At 65.0% G+C, this 14,636-nt stretch carries 14 protein-coding genes; 8 read left to right on the top strand and 6 right to left on the bottom strand.

The features are described 5' to 3' along the window. Positions 1 to 85: 85 nt before the first annotated feature. From ACFQ27_RS15590 to ACFQ27_RS15580, 3 genes are all read left to right on the top strand, one after another. Positions 86 to 559: a MarR family transcriptional regulator gene (locus ACFQ27_RS15590; RefSeq protein ID WP_377354240.1), complete on the top strand. Its 474-nt coding sequence runs from the start codon at positions 86 to 88 to the stop codon at positions 557 to 559. A gap of 12 nt (positions 560 to 571) precedes the next feature. Next, a complete protein-coding gene (locus ACFQ27_RS15585; RefSeq protein ID WP_374347893.1) occupies positions 572 to 877 on the top strand; it encodes a Lar family restriction alleviation protein in 306 nt (101 codons plus the stop codon). Between the two features lie 95 nt (positions 878 to 972). Continuing rightward, a complete protein-coding gene (locus ACFQ27_RS15580; protein ID WP_377354239.1) occupies positions 973 to 1,596 on the top strand; it encodes a hypothetical protein in 624 nt (207 codons plus the stop codon). 30 nt (positions 1,597 to 1,626) lie between these two features. Here the strand turns inward: ACFQ27_RS15580 and ACFQ27_RS15575 are convergent, their stop codons facing one another. After that, positions 1,627 to 1,749 (bottom strand): hypothetical protein, encoded by a 123-nt coding sequence (locus ACFQ27_RS15575; RefSeq protein WP_377354238.1) that lies wholly within the window; start codon positions 1,747 to 1,749, stop codon positions 1,627 to 1,629. A 490-nt stretch (positions 1,750 to 2,239) separates the two neighbouring features. Between ACFQ27_RS15575 and ACFQ27_RS15570 the strand changes: the two genes are divergently transcribed. From ACFQ27_RS15570 to ACFQ27_RS15560, 3 genes are all read left to right on the top strand, one after another. Then, positions 2,240 to 2,929, top strand: coding sequence for a TonB family protein (locus tag ACFQ27_RS15570; protein WP_377354237.1), 690 nt, complete (start codon positions 2,240 to 2,242; stop codon positions 2,927 to 2,929). Between the two features lie 228 nt (positions 2,930 to 3,157). Further along, positions 3,158 to 4,270, top strand: a complete 1,113-nt coding sequence (locus ACFQ27_RS15565) for a helix-turn-helix transcriptional regulator (protein ID WP_377354236.1) — start codon at positions 3,158 to 3,160, stop codon at positions 4,268 to 4,270. Positions 4,271 to 4,824: 554 nt separating this feature from the next. Further along, complete coding sequence (locus tag ACFQ27_RS15560; RefSeq protein WP_377354234.1) at positions 4,825 to 5,712, top strand: transglutaminase-like cysteine peptidase; 888 nt, start codon at positions 4,825 to 4,827, stop codon at positions 5,710 to 5,712. Positions 5,713 to 5,987: 275 nt separating this feature from the next. On the opposite strand, the gene ACFQ27_RS15555 is transcribed toward ACFQ27_RS15560, so the two are convergent. Next, positions 5,988 to 6,761, bottom strand: coding sequence for a hypothetical protein (locus ACFQ27_RS15555; RefSeq protein WP_377354233.1), 774 nt, complete (start codon positions 6,759 to 6,761; stop codon positions 5,988 to 5,990). Positions 6,762 to 7,148: 387 nt separating this feature from the next. On the opposite strand from ACFQ27_RS15555, the gene ACFQ27_RS15550 reads away from it, so the two are divergent. Further along, on the top strand, positions 7,149 to 7,784 hold the full coding sequence (locus ACFQ27_RS15550) for a hypothetical protein (RefSeq protein WP_377354231.1): 636 nt from the start codon (positions 7,149 to 7,151) through the stop codon (positions 7,782 to 7,784). A 432-nt stretch (positions 7,785 to 8,216) separates the two neighbouring features. Here ACFQ27_RS15550 and ACFQ27_RS15545 read toward each other — a convergent pair whose 3' ends face one another. Together ACFQ27_RS15545 and ACFQ27_RS15540 are read right to left on the bottom strand one after the other, a co-directional pair. After that, positions 8,217 to 8,861 carry a hypothetical protein gene (locus ACFQ27_RS15545; protein WP_377354230.1) on the bottom strand — a complete coding sequence of 215 codons (645 nt, stop codon included), beginning with the start codon at positions 8,859 to 8,861 and terminating at the stop codon, positions 8,217 to 8,219. Positions 8,862 to 9,423: 562 nt separating this feature from the next. Continuing rightward, positions 9,424 to 10,248, bottom strand: coding sequence for a hypothetical protein (locus ACFQ27_RS15540; protein ID WP_377354229.1), 825 nt, complete (start codon positions 10,246 to 10,248; stop codon positions 9,424 to 9,426). 480 nt (positions 10,249 to 10,728) lie between these two features. On the opposite strand from ACFQ27_RS15540, the gene ACFQ27_RS15535 reads away from it, so the two are divergent. Then, positions 10,729 to 11,397, top strand: a complete 669-nt coding sequence (locus ACFQ27_RS15535) for a sugar transferase (protein WP_377354228.1) — start codon at positions 10,729 to 10,731, stop codon at positions 11,395 to 11,397. Positions 11,398 to 11,499: 102 nt separating this feature from the next. On the opposite strand, the gene ACFQ27_RS15530 is transcribed toward ACFQ27_RS15535, so the two are convergent. Further along, positions 11,500 to 13,656, bottom strand: a complete 2,157-nt coding sequence (locus tag ACFQ27_RS15530; RefSeq protein WP_377354227.1) for an AGE family epimerase/isomerase — start codon at positions 13,654 to 13,656, stop codon at positions 11,500 to 11,502. A gap of 358 nt (positions 13,657 to 14,014) precedes the next feature. Then, complete coding sequence (locus ACFQ27_RS15525) at positions 14,015 to 14,584, bottom strand: polysaccharide biosynthesis/export family protein (protein ID WP_377354226.1); 570 nt, start codon at positions 14,582 to 14,584, stop codon at positions 14,015 to 14,017. Positions 14,585 to 14,636 lie beyond the last annotated feature (52 nt).

Below are 14,636 nucleotides of genomic sequence, written 5' to 3'. Positions count from 1 at the left end.
TTGATCGCTTCATTCGTCCGTCCTCTGGTCGGGCGGACTCTAATTATTCCTGGAGGAGTTTCAGGGGGTCACGTCACGCGCCAACATGTTTCAAACCCGCAAGCTTTACCGTGGGGGCGGGATGGTCGTGGTCGCAACGCGCGTTCAGGCAGGAACAGGCTCAGCAAAGACCCTGAGCGAGCCACAGGTGCGCCTCCAGCTCGCCTCCCGGATCTTCAGTTTCTTCGTCAAGCTTCGCGGCCTGCACGGCATCGACGCCGAGGGGTTTCAGATTGTCTCCGGCTTCGTGCTGGCCGGGCTCGCCGAGATCAACAAGCGCCAGGACCAGGTGTTTGACGCCGGCCAGTTCAGCGCCCACCTCACCGCTACGGCGCTGTCCGAGATGACCGGCATTCCGCGCCAGACCGTCCGGCGCAAACTGGCCGCCCTGGAGGCCACGGGCCTCGTGGCCCGGGACAGCGATGGCGGCTATAGCATGACCACCTATCCTTCCGATCTGGATATCCTCCAGATCATTCAGGCCACGCTGGAGCCTTCCGCTCCGCCGCAGTCGGCCTAGGAACCGAAGATCATGGCGCCGCCCCGCCCCCTGCCCTGCCCCTTCTGCGCCAGCACAGACCTCAAGACCGTCGTCCAGGACCGCGACTGCTATTTCGTGCAGTGCCAGGACTGCCAGGCGGACGGCCCGCCCGAGGAGACGCTTGGCGAGGCCGTGCAGGTCTGGAATGCGCGCGAGATCGGCGCGCCGCCGCGCGACCTGATTGTCCAGGCCGCAGAGGCCCCTGCGCGCTTCACCGGCCCGCAAGGCGCGCGCTCCACGGCCGAGTGGATCGCTGACGCCATCCGCATCCAGCTGACCAGCAAACTGTCTCGCTGAGCCCTGAAGGCGCATTAAGACCGCCTTAAGCACCGCCCCGCTTTAAAGAACGCGGTTCGCTCTAGACCGAGCGCGCCGTTCAGGGGGGCGACCACATGCGGCTTGAGGCGGCGAGCAGCGCCCAGCGGATGCTGGAGCTCCTGGCCCTGGGCCGCGCGGGCCGCACGGCGGCGCCTACGCCCCCGGCTCTGCCCAATACCTCGCCCAGCTTGTCCCATGGTGCGGCCGCGACGCATCGCGCCGCGCCCGGCCTGTCGAGCGCGACACTGGGCGCCTTGATCCATCTTCAGACCCAGCCCGAAACCAGCCCTGGCGCGGCCCCCGCCCAGCCGACGGCGACAGCGATTGAGGCTCCAACCGACACGACGGAGCCGGCCGCGCAGGACGAGGCGGTGGACAGCGAGGTCGGATTGGATCCGGTAAACGCCTCGGAGACGGACGACGTCGACGAGGCGGGCGACCTCCAAGGCGCCGCGGACAGCGAATGCGACTCAGAGCTGGAAGACGCCGAAGCGGTCACGGCCTCCGATGAAACCGAAGACACCACCGCCACCTCCAGCGCCGATGAAGCGGAGAGCCTGGAGACGGCGTGGGACGACGAGGAGAACGTCGAGGCCCCCGCCGAGATGACAGCAGGCGTCCAGACGACGGCTCATCTCCAGCCTGGCGCCATGCTCGCCGCCCAGTCGGGCGCGGCGCAGGGATCTTTCCGAGCGTAGAGAGGGCGACGCCGAGCCGCCCCGAGCGCCTTAGAGGCGGCTGATCAGTAGGCCGAGGCCAATCCAGAAGGCGCCATTGACCAGCACCATGAAGGCCAGCGCGCGCCGGGGCGACCAGCGCAGCTCATCGGTGGGCGCCTCGGCCCAGGCCATTTCAAGGTGCGCCTGCAAGGCGACGGCGGGACTATGATGCGAAGGATCCAGCGCTCGCGCGGCGCGGGGCCGCGTCCGGCGCTTTAGGCGTTCGCTCCCAAGATCGGTCGTCTTCTTCTGAGCAAGGCCCATGGCCGTCCCGCCCGTATGCTTGTCCATCAACTAGGCCAAAGCTTAGGCGCCGGCGACCTAACAAGTTGTCACAGGGCATGGACAACAAAGTCTTGCCACCCGGATCGGTCGCCGGGGCGACGGCGACCAGGACTTGGCGACCGGCTCGCAGCAAAATGGCGGCGCTTGGGAAGAGACTCTCAGCAATGTCCGCACCGCGTCCCGGCTCCGGTTCGGCCACGCGGGCGCCTCCCTCAAATGGGGGAAGAAGTCCGCCCGGTCCCGGCCTAAGGACGGCTTGAGCCCAGGGGATGTAGAGGCAGGCATGCTTGGAATTGGTGTCTTGAGACGCAGCGCATCGCTCTGGTCGGCGATCGGCTTGGCCCTGTTGGTCGCTGCGGCGCCTCAGGCCAGTCACGCCATCACCGTGAGCGACTGCGCCGGGTCCTGGAAGGACTACCTCAACGCGCTCGACGCCTACTATGACGGCAATGTCCCCGACGAGGATGTGACCGAGGTGCTGAGCACCGGCCCCATCAATCTGGAGTTCATCAACTCCATCGACGACCCGGAGAACCTGTCGGAATCGGCGAAGGAATGGCGCCGCCAGATGGGCCAGCGCAGCGGACCGCCTTCGGACTATGATCAGATCACAACGGCCCGGCAGGGCATGTATGTCTGCATGTACGAGCAGCGCCTCGCTGAGGTGCAAGGTGTCGAGGCCGAGCCAGAACCCGCCGCCCCGGCGCGCGAACCGGAGCCGGAGCCCGACCTCAGTGGTCCGCCCACGATCGTCGCGTCTTCCCTTCCCTGGTTCACCTCGGACGACTATCCCGCATCGGCGCTTCGCGCGGAGCGCCAAGGCGAGGTGAGATACATCCTCACCATCGACGCCGGCGGCAAGGTCCGTGGCTGCCAGGCCGATGGCCCGGAGGGTGCGGCGGACCTGGAGTCGGCGACCTGCGACGCCCTGATGGCCCGGGCCCAGTTCAATCCGGCCACCGACGCGCGGGGCAAACCCACGGTGGGTGAGTTCGAGGGCTCCATTAAGTGGACCCTGCCAAACTAGCGCGCGCATGGGCGCGCCCCAGGACATGGACGCCGCTGACAAAGGCGCGGGCCTCCCCGTCGGTCAGAGACCACGGGTGGCTGCTCATTGGGCCCCATCCTTAGGCAGACGGGTCCAGGTTGCAGCGTCGCATCGCTCAAGGCGCGCAACACACAGCTATTGCTGGTAAGGCTCGACCTGGGGGCGCTTGGTTGCGTCCCCACAGTGACGGTCGGGGAGCGTTGGGTCATGGCCATGGACGAGGCGGCTTTCGCCGAACTCACGCAGGCCTTTTCCAGCGCCGCCCTGGATCCGTCCCAATGGCGCCCGGCGATGTCGAAGCTGGCTGACGCCCTCGGCGCAGTGGGCTGCGCCCTGGAACTGTCCGACCTGACCTCAGGCGAGGCCGTGATCGACAACACCGCCCAACTGGATGGCGACCTGGCGCGCCTTTATGAGGACCGGATCTTTGCGATCAATCCGCGCATCCGGCGGGCCGTGCCCCTCCGGCTGGGCGCCATCGCCGACGACGCCTCACTCGTCGACCGTGACGACCCCGCCAATGGCGAGTTCTTCGACTGGCTGTCGCGGACGCCCTACTACTATCTCATCGGCGGTAAGATCCTGGCCCAGGATGGCGCCGTTGGCTTCCTCACGGCCAACTTCTCGCAGGCCCACGGCATGGCGACGGCGGAGCATCACAAGGTCTTTGCAGCCCTGACGCCCCACCTCATCAACACCATGTCGGCCGCGCGCGCGATCACCCGGCGTTCGCTGAGGGGGGAGGCCCTGACGCTGGAGGCGCTGGGGACGGAGCGCGCCTTCGCCTTTCTCAGCGCAGATGGACGTCTCGTCGAAGCCTCTGTCGGGTTCGAGGCCCTGCTGCGCGCCCAGGACACCCTTCGGCTTCGACAGGGGGAGCTGACGGCGGACCGGCCCGGGGAACGCCGGATGGTCGAGACCTTCCTGGCCGCAGCGGTGGGTCGCCGCAGCCCCCTCGCCCCGCCCGCGCCGATCCGGCTTCGCGGAACTCAGGGTGTGCGGGGGCTCGTCCTGCGGGCGGCGCCGCTCGCCCCGCGCCATGACGCCTATGACATCTTCCGACCCGCCGCCCTCCTGACCCTGACCGACCTGGACCAGCCGCACCGCGTGCGCCGGGGCGACCTCGAGAGCCTGTTCGGCCTGACCGAGCGCGAGGCCGAGATCGCCGCCCGCCTGGTGGAGGGCGCCACCCTGGAGCGGATCGCCGCGGCCCTGGAGATCAGCGAACACACCGTCCGCCAGCACCTGAAATCCGTCTTCGGCAAGGTCGGCGTGACGCGACAGGCGGAACTGGTGGCGGTGGTGGCCCGGCTGGTCTAGGGGCGGCATCCGGTGATGCGGTCACGGCGGGACGCGGTCACGCGGTCACGCGGTCACGCGGGGCGTTATCGGACATCTTGGGAACTGGGCGTGGAGCCCACGCCACATTGTATAAGGAAGAGGCCCGCGCGGGTGGTCGCCGGGCCTCGCGGCCTCCCCCTGGAACTCAACACACCGAGCCGTGGGGAAGGCCCCAAAGTCGTGAGGCCGCGCTGGCCAGATGTCAACGCGGGCCCCGGCCAGCGCACATGGCGCGGCTGCCAGCTCGCGGTAGCGCTCCCCCAGAAGCCGACAAGCCTTTCGCAAGGCCGCAGGGGTGGGTCAGTTGTCGCCGTTAAGGTTTAGGTTTTCAAAATTGACCAAATCTTTCCGATATGTATCCAGGAAATTAATGTCAATTTTCAGATAACCACTTCAATTCACGCTCATTAAACCACGCCGCTAGAGGGTTTATAAATAGCCGGGAGATACAGATACACCCAACAAAACCGGAAAGGTGTAGTGGGGTGTCTTCTAGGAATGCGCTGTTTAGGCGCGCCCTCATACTCGGTCTGATGGTCCCTGGCCTCGCCGTTGCCGGCTCCCCCGGCAAGTCGAGCCCCATGCGGCTGGGCGCTGCGGCGATCCCGCCGCTGGGCTATCTCCAGTTCTGCCACCAGCGCCCCGAGGAATGCGCCGCCCCGGATCAGGCGCCTGCGGCCCCCTCGCCCAGCGCCGTGGAACTCGTGCGCGCCGATCTTGGCGCCACGGCCGAGCTCGCGGCCAAGCCCCTGCCCTTCATCCGCCCGACGGCTTTTCGGTCGGACCTTAAGTTCAACTGGCCAATGCGGCCGATCACGATCACGCTGGAGCCCTGGGCGTTCGAGACCCGCGCCACGCCCGCGGCTGCGTCGGGTTCCGTGGTGCGCATTGGACTAACCTCGGCGATGTCCGACCTGCAGACCCTCAAGGCCCAGGGCGACGTAACCGCCCGCGGCCGCACGCGCGTTGTGGGCGATGGGCTGCAACTGACCAAGGCCAGCTGGAAGCGCATCAGCGCCATCAACGAACAGATCAATCGGTCCATGGCCCAGCGGTCGGACCTTGAGGTCTATGGCACGGAAGAGAAGTGGGCCCTGCCGCTGGAGGATGGCCTGCGCGCTGGCGACTGCGAGGACTTCGCCCTCGAGAAGCGCCACGCCCTGATCGCCGCCGGCATCCCGCGCTCGGCCCTGAACCTGGCCGTAGCCATCACCCCGCAGGGCGTCGCCCACACGGTGCTGATCGTCTCGTCTGACCGCGGCGACTTCGTGCTCGACAGCCTGACGCCGTGGATCCTGCCCTGGTCCAAGACCGGCTACCAGTGGCGCCAACGTCAGGTCGCCGGTCAGTCCATGCGCTGGGCCATGGTCGAGGACCCGAGTGCGAAGCCCGAAAGGCTGATCCTCGCCAGTCTGAGGTAACCGGCGCCGGCAGGCGTTATCGAACATCTGAGGGCGACGACCGCGCCCAAGACGAGCCGCCCGGCTTCAGCCGCCAGTGGAGCTGGGGCTGAGCCCTGGCGACCCAGTCCTGTTGCTGTCGCCTCCCAGGTTCAGCGAGGCCGGCGACAGTCCAACGCTCCGGTTTGGAGACGTCCTCTCCCAGCGCCTAGGGTTTGCGCTGGAGCGCGCCGCACGGGATCGAGCCATGCTTCCGGGGCCACCAGGGGCCCCTTTCAGGCCACGGCTCGCAGCGGTCAGGCCACGTAGATCGTCACCGTTGAATTCTGCGCCAGGGTCGAGCCCTGGCCGGGTTGGCCGATCGCTGCGGTCGCCGTGGTCTTGGGCGCCTGCGTATCGACGAAGGTCAGCCGGGTGTCGCCGCCGCCAGTGCTGTCATCAATCAGTCCAAGGACCTTCTTGAGGGTCTCGGCGACCGGGTCCGCGACGGGCTGGGGCGTCAACTGCGGGCGTACGTTGACCACATAAGCCGGGCCGAGAATTTCGGCGACGGCCTGGAGCGCGCTCTGCAGCCGCGCGTTCACTGCCGCGATCAAGGTCTGCAAGTGGGCCTCCTCGTCGGCATCTCCCTGCTGGCGGGCTTGCTCCAACTGGCCTGCCAGCCCCTCACGCCGCTCCACCAGCACCTTGATCACCGCCTCCTCCTCGCGGATCCTATTCAGCTTCACAAGGTCCCCAGCTTGGCGCACCTTCTGAATGACCCCAGGGAGGTCTTCTACGCGCACTGTGACGTCTTGAGCTTCAAGGGTGATGTCCTCTGACCGGGCCTGGGTCGCCCCCAAGGCCCCGCGATCTGCAATCGCCGCCTGCACCGCAGCGCGAACCTGAGCCTTTGGCAGCGTCGAATTCTGAAGGATGCTGACCACCGCGGCGCGGGATGTGGCCCCGGTGAGTTGAGCCGCCAGGGCCGCCACCGCCGCCTGCTCGCTGGGCGACAGCGCCGGCGCGTCAGGATCCACCGGCGGGCTCAGCTCAATGTTAAAGTCCTGCGCCCAGGCCGGCAGGTCCACGGCTCCGGAGACCAAGGCCGCAAGCGTGACGGCGACAGCGCCCCCGCGAAGGGCTTGACGGGTGACGGGACGGGCAGGACGCATGAAGACGGACCTCGTGAACTTTACACGTTCGTAGGTAGCTTCGCACCAGAGGTCCACCGCGCTCGCCCGGCAGGCTCTGCGTAAACCTAAAAGAACAACCTCCGCCCGCCGCCGCGCGGCTCAACACTGCCCCGAATCCCCGGATCGGGTCGCTTGCACCGGCCAGCGGCATGGCCAAAGCCCAGCAGTTCGCCTACGGCCAAGCTCTGGAGTAAGATTTCGGCGGTGTGATCCGCCAAGTTGTCAGCCCTTCGAGACCAAGGATCCGCCGGCTTGCCCTCAGAGACGTCGCCCTCAGGCGCCTTGATCGAGCACCTAACCCGCCTGGGCCGCAACCTCACCCGGCGCTCCACCGCCCTGCCCCTGAGCGCCGCCACGATCGCGGTCGTCGGGGCGGTCAGCGCCTTTTTGGGTTTGCAGGAGTTGGACCGGGCCAACGCCGTGCCTCACGAGGCCTTCGTCTTTAGGTTTGATGTGGCTGAGGACGGCCAGGCCAAGCGTGAGGTCAACACAGCGCTCGCCACCCACGACTTTCGCCGCGCGCGCGCCCTGGCGCAGGCGGCGCTGCAGCAGAACGCCTACAATAACGAAGCGCGCTTGCGCTTGGCTTTCATAGATTTGGCGGAACATGGCCGGATCACGCCGCAAGGGCTTGGGCTGGTTCAGCAGAGCTATGATCTGGCCGCCTATGATCCGACCATGGCCGGATGGCGGGTGAAGTATGTGTTGGAGAGCTGGGACAAGTGCTCGCCGGGCCTGCAGAAATCGGCCGTGGATGAAGCCCGTGCGTTTTTGAAATCCGGCAGCCGGGTCGCCAATATGCGCGAAGCCCTGGCGCAGGTCTCAAACCCAAAGGGCGCCGCGCTCGCCAAGGACATCCTGGAAGGCTTGGCGCTTGGCACGACACCGCCGGCCAAGACCGTCGAGATCAAGCTATAAAGCAAACGGCGCGGCTCCGGATCCCGGGCGTCGTCCACGGGGCCACGCGCCCCGGCGCAGCCGCCTGGCCCACAACACGGGGGCCCTTGAAATGCCGCAGGCGCGCAGGGTGGCCACAGGCGCCATCGGCGGCGGTCTTGTCGTGGGCCTCAACAATCCCAACCGGCCTTGGTCGAGCTCCCAAACGGTCTATGTGGGCCGAGGGGCGCGCCGGAACGACGCCAGACCGTCACCTCAACTACCTGGGGGACTATGGATCGGGAGGTCCTTGCCAGGGCCTGCGCCCGGATCCGACCTAGGGGACAGCAAAGGGGCCCGGACGTCACAACGCCGGGCCCACTGCCTCGTTATGTCGAAGATGGAGCCTACGACGCTCCGGCGGCGGTCGGCGCTGATCGCCAAGGCCCTCCTCAGACGCCGCGCGCGGACACCTCAGCCCACATAGATGGTCGTGGTCGCACCCTGGGCCAGGGTCTGGGTGGCCGGATTGCTGATCGCGCCGGTCGCCTGGCTGTTCGTCTTGCCGCCGTCTTCCTTCTTGGTGTTATCCACGAAAGTCACGACGGAACTTCTCGCGTCGGTATTGCCTTCCAGTTGGCCGTCGACCTTTTCCAAGAAAGTCAGCAACGCCGCCCCAGCTTGATACTTTTGGTATGCAGCCAACTTCTTCGCCTGGATCGCTGTAACCGCTCTCGAAAGCTCACCAATTCTCGGCGACTCTGGCTCTGTGTACATCAAGCCTTCGATCTCATTGATCAGAACTAATTCGTCCGGGTCCACACCAGTCACGGGGTAATCCACAGGCGGCGCAGCCCGCAAAGCGCTGATCGCCGGAGTAATGGCAGCTTGGACCTCGGCCTTGGAAAGGCGACTGGCGACCAAGAGCGCGATGATTTCTTCCTTGGTCGTCGCGGCGCTGATCTTTTGGGCCAAGATCTGGGCCGCCGGCGAGAGCGACAGCTCAGATCCGGCGCCGTCAGCCCAGGTCGGTGATCCGGCCGGCAGGCTCAAACCGAGCGCCACAACCGCCGCCGCAGCAAGTCGCCAGCCGCGCGCCTTGGACCTAATCTCGACCATACTCAAACCCCACCTGACACAGGTTGCTGTTGCTGAATTGGCCCGGTATCCGACGGGCGCCGCAACATCAAGCGGTTTCCCGCATGAGGCGGCAAAACCAGGCGCGACATAGGCGAGTTGCTGAAATCTGAGCGTCATAGACCTGCGTCGCACGCAGCCTTATCGCCCCCCTCATAGCGGAGGTCACCGCGCACGCTTGGCGTGCACTCAAGACGATCCCAGGCAGGCTGGCTCGCATTCGGCGGCGGGGCGAGCTAGGTCACGGCCAAGGTCGACCACGGCTGGCCTCGCGTAAGGCGGGCGCTCCCAACACGGACACGTGCGGCGCGGCCTTAGAAGACCAACTGGCGACCAGGCACCATACCACCTGAGCCCTCGAGCTTGCCACGACGCACAACAAAGCGCAGCTGCGCGCCAACCCGCCGCCCCGGGCAGGCCCCTAGAGCCAGAGCTCCCGGCGACGCCCTAAGGCTCAGACGTCGCGACAATGCGAGGCCCCTGCGGCCGAAGACCTAGCCTACCCGCCTCGCGCCCATCAAACCCAGCCGCCTGGTCGAGGCCCCTAGCTGACGTAGATCGTGACCGCGTTGTTGGACGCCAGATTGTTGTTGGGCTGGGCGATCGAGCCGGTCGCCTCGCCACTGCCGCGCTGCGTGCCGTCCTGGTTCTGGCCCGCGCCATTATTCACGAAGGCGACCTGGGTGTCGCTGTCGCCAGAACTTGCGCTGACCTGATCCGCCAAGCCGGCGAGGTAGTCCGCGAGATCCGTCACCTGGGCGAGCTCGGCCCCATATTGCCCCGCATCTTGAGCAGCATACTGGCGCTCTGCATTCTGGGCGCGCCGGAGGTTTCTATTGGCGGTGCTCAGATTCTCCTGCGCCGTGACAAGCGCCGCCGCAGCCCTGTCTAGCGACTTTCTGAGCGTCCTGATTTTCGCCTCATTGCCCCCGTTGCTTTCAAGCACCGCGATCTTCGACTCCAAATCGTCCACTCTAGACCGCGCGCTACGCACCTGGAGGCTTGCCTTCTCCTGCGCCCTTTCAGCCTTCAACAGGGCCGGACTGGAACGTCGCGTGCTTTGCTGATTGGCCAGGCCCAATTCGCTGGCTCTCTGCTCGAACGAAGACTTGGCGCGCTCGATGGCGCCTTGCGCCTGCGCCTTGGTCAGGTTGGACGCGACGAGGATCGCAACGATCTCTGCCCGGCTGGTGGCGGCCGCAAGCCTGGCTGCGACCGCGGCGACCTCATCGGCGTTCGCACTCGACGCCGCCTGGTCGCCGATCGCGGCCCAGGTCGCCGACCCGGCCGGGAGGACCAGCGCCACCGAGAACAGGGCGACCGCCGCCGAGCGCAAGCCGCGCGCCGTAGATTTCGAGACCACGACCATCTCAAGCCCCCAGGTATGATTAAGATATGGCTAAGCTACCGGCCCCCACACAGTCAAGCTGAGACCCGCTGTGGGGGAACCCAAGTCTGGCGGCGCCCTCCCCGACCTCTGCGGCGCCTCGAACGCCCCGGGCGCAGCGTTATCGGATGTTGAACCACAAGTCGGACCCACGTTTTCTGACTATTCTCGCAATGGGCAGGGCGAGACACTCGAACGTCGCTGCAGCTGGCAAGCGGGTTCCGACAGGGCTACGACACAGGAAACGCACCAGCTCTTTCAGGCCTTTTTGAAGTATCAACGCCTCAGTTCAGATCACCCGGCCCAAGGTGGCCCAAAATTTGAGCTTCCCACCCCACCTGAAATGGGTCACTGAAATCTGAAACTATCTGGCACGGCTCTCGCAGCTAGAATGCAGAAGTTGGATGTGGGGCTTTACAAGTGTTCCTTCCTGGCACGAGCGACATTACGAACGGCGCGCGGATGCTTGACGCCATGGGACCTGCAAGTCCGCTTAAGAACCCTGAGCGTGTGACGTCGGCACCATTCGGAATTCAGCGCGTCCTCGACGTGGTGCTGTCTCTGGGCGCGCTCATATTTTTCGCGCCCCTGATGATAGGCGTGGCGCTGGCGATCAAGGTGCAGGACGGCGGGCCTATCTTCTTTGGACAAGATCGCGTGGGCTTTGGGGGGCGGACTTTCAAGTGCCTCAAGTTCCGTAGCATGGTCGTTGACGCCGAGGCGCGCCTAGCTGCTGTCCTTGCAGATAATCCCGAACTCCGCAGCTATTGGGAAAGCCACCGGAAACTCCTTTGGGATCCGCGCGTGACGTGGCTCGGGCAGATGATCCGAAAGACTAGTGTTGATGAGCTGCCGCAGCTCATCAACGTGCTCCGCGGGGATATGAGTTTGGTTGGTCCGCGCCCGATCATGATCTCCGAAAGGGACCTCTATGGCCGGTGGCTTGCGCGCTACTGCACAATGCGGCCGGGGATTACCTGCCTTTGGCAGATTGCTGGACGCAGCCATTTGAGCTTCCGCCAGCGCATTGCGCTCGACATGCTGTATCGGCGGCGCAGGAGCCCGATGACATACATTGATATATTGATAAGAACTGTGCCGGTGGTTCTTCTGCGGCGCGGGATAGTCTGATCGACCGGACTATTTCGGTCGATGCTCCTCTTGAGGGGGCGGCAAAGCACTGGGCTCAAATGGGCGCCCCCTAGAGCCTCTCTAAACCGGCGCCAGTCGTCGCTATGGTTGCACGCTGGCAGCTGAGCGGAGTTCGGCCAGCGAACAGATAACGTGGTAGAATGAACTTGCGGGTACGAGTTCGTCCACGAAGGTGCCGTCTGGGCGAAGCTTGTCAAACCAGACACCGGCCGTAGGTGTTTCCAGATAGAGCTTAAGCCCATTGGCCGCGGCGAGCGCATCCGCACTTCGCCCCAGGATCAGGGCCGCCTTGAGGTATTCGGTCTGAGGCCAAAGCCGCGCCTCAGGATCCCGGACAGTGAGATCATCCCAAAGGGCGTTGCACGCGATACCTCTGGCGTCGACACCATGCCTGCCGCATTCGAACAGACGCTCGGCTGCTTGTCGCGCATCCGCGCGGTTCGCGATCTTGCTCCAACGCGCCAACAGCCAGGCCCATTCAAACTGATGTCCGGGCTCCACGAGGCGTCCATCATCCCCAGCCGCCGGACTCCAGTTTGGGTCGAAAAACTCGCGGACAAAGCCGCCAACAGGGTCGATGAACCGATCCAACGCCATCTGGCCGAGCTCATCAGCGAGCCCGAACCAGCTTTCTTGCCCAGCTTCGATCCAGGCCAAGGCCGCCTCGAACAGGTGCATGTGGCAGTTTGACTGATAAGGATTATTGCCCACTTCGACGAAGCCGGCGAGGTTCGATCGTCGCTCCTGGAGCGCATTCAGGATGCTAGCCGCCTCACGTACAAGATCCAGCCCCTCGACGCCGCCAGCCCTCTCAAGTGAAGCCAGGGCAAGCAGACCGAAAGCCTGATCATAGACGGTCGCCGCATCGTCCAGCGGTGCGCCCTCTGGGGAGACCAATGTACGGAACAGGCCGTCAGCCCGCCTGAAGTGCGTCAACGCGTAGTGAAGCCCACCAACAGCAGCCTTCCGCCAGGGGCCTGACCAGCCCAACGCCCCTGCTGTCGTAAAGACATAAACCTGCCGCCCCTGGACACGGCCACGACGGGGCGCGGGTCTTGGCTCTCCCTCAACGTTCAGAGCCTCAACGAAGCCGCCTCGGTCGTGATCAACTCCGACACTCCACCAAAGGGGCAAAGCTGAGGTCTTGAGCCAGCGCTCATACCAGGCCCAGGCCTCGGCAAGATCTGCGAAATTGCGCCGAACCGGGCCGCGCGCCTTCGACAGTTCCGCAGCCTGCTTCACGACTTGACTACGCGCGAGATCACAAACGAGAAGCGCCTCACCGTCCGAGACAATGGCGATGTCAGCGACACCGACGGCAGCGACCCGCAAACCCGCAGGTGCTCGTACATAAGTGTTCACGGAATCCAGAAGAATGACATCGCCTGAAGCTGAGTTGCCCTCGAGATCCCTGGATGACGCGTCAAGGACCGCATCCCAGGCTCCCACATCGGACCACTCGAAATCCACAGGCAGGACTGAAGCGCGGGCGGTCCTTTCCATGACCGCATAGTCGATGGAGATCTTCGGTGCGCCTCGGAAGCTGTCGCCGAGAACACCTTGAGCATTTGTCGCGGCGATCCCGGCACGAGCGGCCTCTAAGACCGCAGGCGCATGCGCAGCAAGTTCGTCGATCAAGACATTCGCGGCCACAACGAAGTTGCCGCTGTTCCAGAGATAGCCTTGTTCAATATACCGGGCCGCGGTCGCAGCGTCTGGCTTTTCCACGAACTGGACAAGCTCCTGCACACCCTCCCCGCCTGCCGGCCGTAGGTATCCATAGGCGCTCGAGGGTGACGACGGGCGCACTCCCAACGTGACGATCCGTCCTTCCCGCGCACCGCCGGCTGCGCGGTCCGCAGCTGCACGAAAGGCTACTGCATCTGGGACGTGGTGGTCCGCCGAGACGACGACGGCGACAGCGTCAGGATACTTCGCCTCAATCCAGACTGCGGCAGCGGCCATGGCGGCGGCTGAGTCCCGCGGCTCCGGCTCAAGCAGGACGTCTGCCTCAGCGCCGATCTCGGCGAGCTGTCGCCGGATCGCAGCACCATGCGCGATGCCGGCGACGACAAGAGGGCGCACAGCATTCGCAAGGCCCGTCACCCGCTGCACAGTTTCCTGAAAGCTCGATAGATCGCCCGTAAGCGGCACAAACTGCTTCGGTCGCTCAGGCTTGGACGCCGGCCAAAGCCTCGTGCCGGACCCACCGCACATGATCACAGGAACAACGGTCACTGCGCTTCAATCCTCAGCATGCATTTGGCGCTCGGCGTGGTGCCATTTCGATGCCGTCTCGACGATATCGCGCAGTCGAACCGCCAGCTGCCATCCAAACACCAGACGCGCCTTTGAGGTGTCGGCGACCAATACCGGCGCATCTGCGGCTCGCCGAGGCGCTGAAGATGCCTCAAACGGCGCACCTGCCACACCCTGGATGGCCGCAACGACTTCCTTTGCAGTGGTTCCAGTCCTTGTGCCAACATTGCACACCTCGCTGGCGCCGCCACATTGCTAGCGCTAGCGAAGACCAGGACGGTCGCCATTTCATCGCTTAAGGCCCAGCACCTTCCCCAGGCGCACATACTCATCCGGACTAGAACAAGCGCTCAGCGATGCGGATCGTGTCGCCTGGCGCGACCTTCGTGGTCGGGTCGATGGCGAATTCTTCTTCCTTGTCACTGTCCTGACGCTTGATGAAGACCTTCTTCTGGTTCGCCCGATAGGTGAACCCACCGGCCGTGGCCACGGCGTTCATGACATTGAGGTCGGAAGTATAAGGATAGGTTCCCGGCTTCTCGACCTCGCCAAGGATGTAGAAGGGGCGATAGTTGAGCACCTCGATGCTCACCTTCGGTTCCTTCAGAAAGTCACCGTCCCGCAGGGCGCCCTCGACGCTGCTAGCGAACTCCCGAGCCGTCAGGCCCGTAGCAGGCAGTTCGCCCACCAAGGGGACCGCGATCTTGCCCGAACCGCTGACAAAGAACTCACCACTCAGCGATTCCTCGCCATAGGTGATGATCCGCACCTTGTCGCCGGCGCCCAGATGATACTCGGGAATGACGCGGCCGCCCGTCGGTTGCACCTGAGCCAAGCTTGCGGCGGGCGTCACAAAGAAAAGCGCCGACAGCACTACGCCCGCCAGCAGACCAAACCACTTCGTCATCTGTTTACTCGCTCCGACACCGGGGCATCCCTCAAGACATCATCTAGCGCAT

It is taken from the genome of Phenylobacterium conjunctum, assembly GCF_042679085.1.
Lineage (GTDB): Bacteria > Pseudomonadota > Alphaproteobacteria > Caulobacterales > Caulobacteraceae > Phenylobacterium > Phenylobacterium conjunctum.
Note: the sequence above shows the minus strand (reverse complement) of the source record. Positions and strands in the feature narration are given on the sequence as shown.

What these genes read in the sequence shown, in the direction of transcription:
- ACFQ27_RS15590 (WP_377354240.1), top strand. Translation starts at nt 86, where the DNA reads ATGTTTCAAACCCGCAAGCTTTACCGTGGGGGCGGGATGGTCGTGGTC.
- ACFQ27_RS15585 (WP_374347893.1), top strand. Translation starts at nt 572, where the DNA reads ATGGCGCCGCCCCGCCCCCTGCCCTGCCCCTTCTGCGCCAGCACAGAC.
- ACFQ27_RS15580 (WP_377354239.1), top strand. Translation starts at nt 973, where the DNA reads ATGCGGCTTGAGGCGGCGAGCAGCGCCCAGCGGATGCTGGAGCTCCTG.
- ACFQ27_RS15575 (WP_377354238.1), bottom strand. Translation starts at nt 1,749, where the DNA reads ATGGCCTGGGCCGAGGCGCCCACCGATGAGCTGCGCTGGTCGCCCCGG.
- ACFQ27_RS15565 (WP_377354236.1), top strand. Translation starts at nt 3,158, where the DNA reads ATGGCCATGGACGAGGCGGCTTTCGCCGAACTCACGCAGGCCTTTTCC.
- ACFQ27_RS15560 (WP_377354234.1), top strand. Translation starts at nt 4,825, where the DNA reads ATGGTCCCTGGCCTCGCCGTTGCCGGCTCCCCCGGCAAGTCGAGCCCC.
- ACFQ27_RS15545 (WP_377354230.1), bottom strand. Translation starts at nt 8,861, where the DNA reads ATGGTCGAGATTAGGTCCAAGGCGCGCGGCTGGCGACTTGCTGCGGCG.
- ACFQ27_RS15540 (WP_377354229.1), bottom strand. Translation starts at nt 10,248, where the DNA reads ATGGTCGTGGTCTCGAAATCTACGGCGCGCGGCTTGCGCTCGGCGGCG.
- ACFQ27_RS15535 (WP_377354228.1), top strand. Translation starts at nt 10,729, where the DNA reads ATGCTTGACGCCATGGGACCTGCAAGTCCGCTTAAGAACCCTGAGCGT.
- ACFQ27_RS15525 (WP_377354226.1), bottom strand. Translation starts at nt 14,584, where the DNA reads ATGACGAAGTGGTTTGGTCTGCTGGCGGGCGTAGTGCTGTCGGCGCTT.